This is a genomic window from Nocardia sp. NPDC060220, assembly GCF_042727815.1.
GTDB lineage: Bacteria > Actinomycetota > Actinomycetes > Mycobacteriales > Mycobacteriaceae > Nocardia.
In genome coordinates, this window is record NZ_JBHWZY010001021.1 from 1 (window position 1) to 2188 (window position 2188).

General features: G+C 73.3%; 1 protein-coding gene and 1 pseudogene. Both read right to left on the minus strand.

What is annotated here, in order from left to right; genetic code table 11:
- On the minus strand, positions 1–1242 hold a 1242-nt coding region (locus tag ACFWF3_RS33100; RefSeq protein ID WP_379317856.1), incomplete at its 3' end, for an RsmB/NOP family class I SAM-dependent RNA methyltransferase.
- Between the two features lie 722 nt (positions 1243–1964).
- Positions 1965–2188, minus strand: a pseudogene (locus tag ACFWF3_RS33105) (hypothetical protein); the annotation flags it as partial.

The window sequence follows — 2188 nt, forward strand, 5'->3', positions numbered from 1 at the left end:
GAGTTCCTCGGCGCCGCTGCGGCGGACGAAATCGGCGACCACCGACACTGTTTCGGCGAGGTGCGGTGAGCAGGTCGAATACACGACGACCCCACCAGGGCGCACCAGATCCCATGCGGCGGTGAGGAGTTCACGCTGCAGGGTCACCAGCTCCGCCACGTCGGCCGGAGTGCGGCGCCAGCGCGCCTCGGGGCGGCGACGCAGGGCGCCGAGGCCCGTGCACGGCGCGTCGACGAGGACGCGGTCGTAGCCGGGGGTCAGGCCGCTGTCGCGACCGTCCGCGACATGGACGGTGACGGGCAGATTCCGGGTGGATTTGCGAACCAGTTCGGCACGGTGCTCGGCCGGTTCGACAGCGTCGACGGTGAACAGGTCGATCGCGGCGAGCGCGCCGAGCAAGGCCGCCTTGCCGCCGGGACCTGCGCAGAGATCGAGCCAGCGACCCTTGTCGGGGCCCTCCAGCGGCGCACGCGTGAGAGCGAGCGCGACCAGCTGGCTGCCCTCGTCCTGGACGGAGGCGATGCCGTCACGAACCGGTTCCAGCAGACCGGGATCGCCGCCGTCGAGATACACCGCGTACGGGGACCAGCGGCCCTCCTCACCGCCGGTGACCAGCGCCAGCTCTTCCGAGGTGATCTCGCCGGGCCGGGCGACCAGGTGCACGACCGGGCGTTCGTCATCGGCTTTCAGGAGTGCGTCCAGCTCACCCGCCTGCGCGCCGAGCGCGTCGGCGAAGGACTGGGCGATCCATTTCGGATGCGCGTGCTCGAAGGCCAGTTTGCCGACCGGGTCGGCGGGGGCCAGCTCGGCGATCCACTCCTCGGCGGTCTTCTCCCCCGCTCGCCGCAACACCGCGTTGACGAAACCGGCACGGCCCTGGCCGAATTCGGCACTGGCCAGGTCGACGGAGGTGTCGACGGCGGCGTGCGCGCTGGTACGGGTCCGCAGTAGCTGGTAGACGCCGAGGCGCAGGATGTCGAGGATGGGGCCGTCGATCTCGTCGACCGGGCGGCCCGCGCATGCCGAGATCACCGCGTCGAGCTGCCCCTGCGAACGGCTGGCGCCGTAAGTGAGCTCGGTCGCGAACGCGGCGTCGCGCCCGCTGATCTTGCGCTCGCGCAACAGTTTCGGCAGCGCGAGGTTGGCATAGGCGTCGCGCTCACGCACGGCCCGCAGCACATCGAGGGCGACTTCGCGCGCGGGATCCACGGGCTCGCCGCGGCGCTTGCGCGGACTGGGCACACTGGGATCGGGACGCTCGGGACGACGCTGAGCGGGCGCTTTGCCCGCCGGCGCACCAGCATCCCGGTTGCCCGCACCACGGCCACGCGAGTCTCCCACGCGCGCACCACGATCGGGACGTGAGGCGCCACGGTCGGACCGTCCCGCACCGGAACGTGCCGCGTTGCCACGGTCACCGCGCTGGTCAGCCGAGTCACGGCCCTGAGCCCGGTCGTTCGCGCCGCCGAAGCCAGGGCGGTCGTCGGCACGACGAGGTGCCTCGGAGCGCGGGGCGTCGTCGCGTCGAGCGCCCGCGTCACGTCCTTGCGCCCGGTCACTCGCGCCGCGACCGAAACCGGGGCGGTCGTCTTCGCGGCGGGGCGCGCCGGAGCGCGGAGCATCGTCGCGTCGATTGCCCGCGTCGCGACCCTGCGCGCCGCGAGCGAAACCAGGGCGGTCGTCTTCGCGGCGGGGCGCGCCGGATCGGGCGCCCCCGGGGCGGTCGTCGCGGCGGGGGCGGTCGGAGCGATCCGTCCAGCGGTCGCCGTCCGCGCGCGAGGTGGTGGTGCCCTTCGCGGCGCGGGCGGCCCAGCCGCCGTCGACGTTCTTGCCGGTGATCTTGCGGTCGTCGCGGGGGCTACCGCCGCGCGGCTCGCCAGACTTTCCGGTGGGTTTGCGATCCTCGCGGGGGCTCACGCCCTTCGCGGCGTCGGCTTCACGGCGACGGCGGCGGTCCGAGGCACTCATCCGATCACCGTGCCGGGCGCGAGGCGGGCGCCGCGCGCCCAGTCCAGGGCGTTCATCATCTTCTTGCCGGGCGGCTGGACCTGACCCAGGCGGACCGCTGTGGCGCCTGGGCGGTGTCCGCGGTCGGCGTCTTCGTCCTGATCATCTCCGTGGTCGCCTTCGGCGCGACGGCGATGCTGGGCAGCGAGGTGATCTCCCAGGCGGACCGGCAGGGCAACAC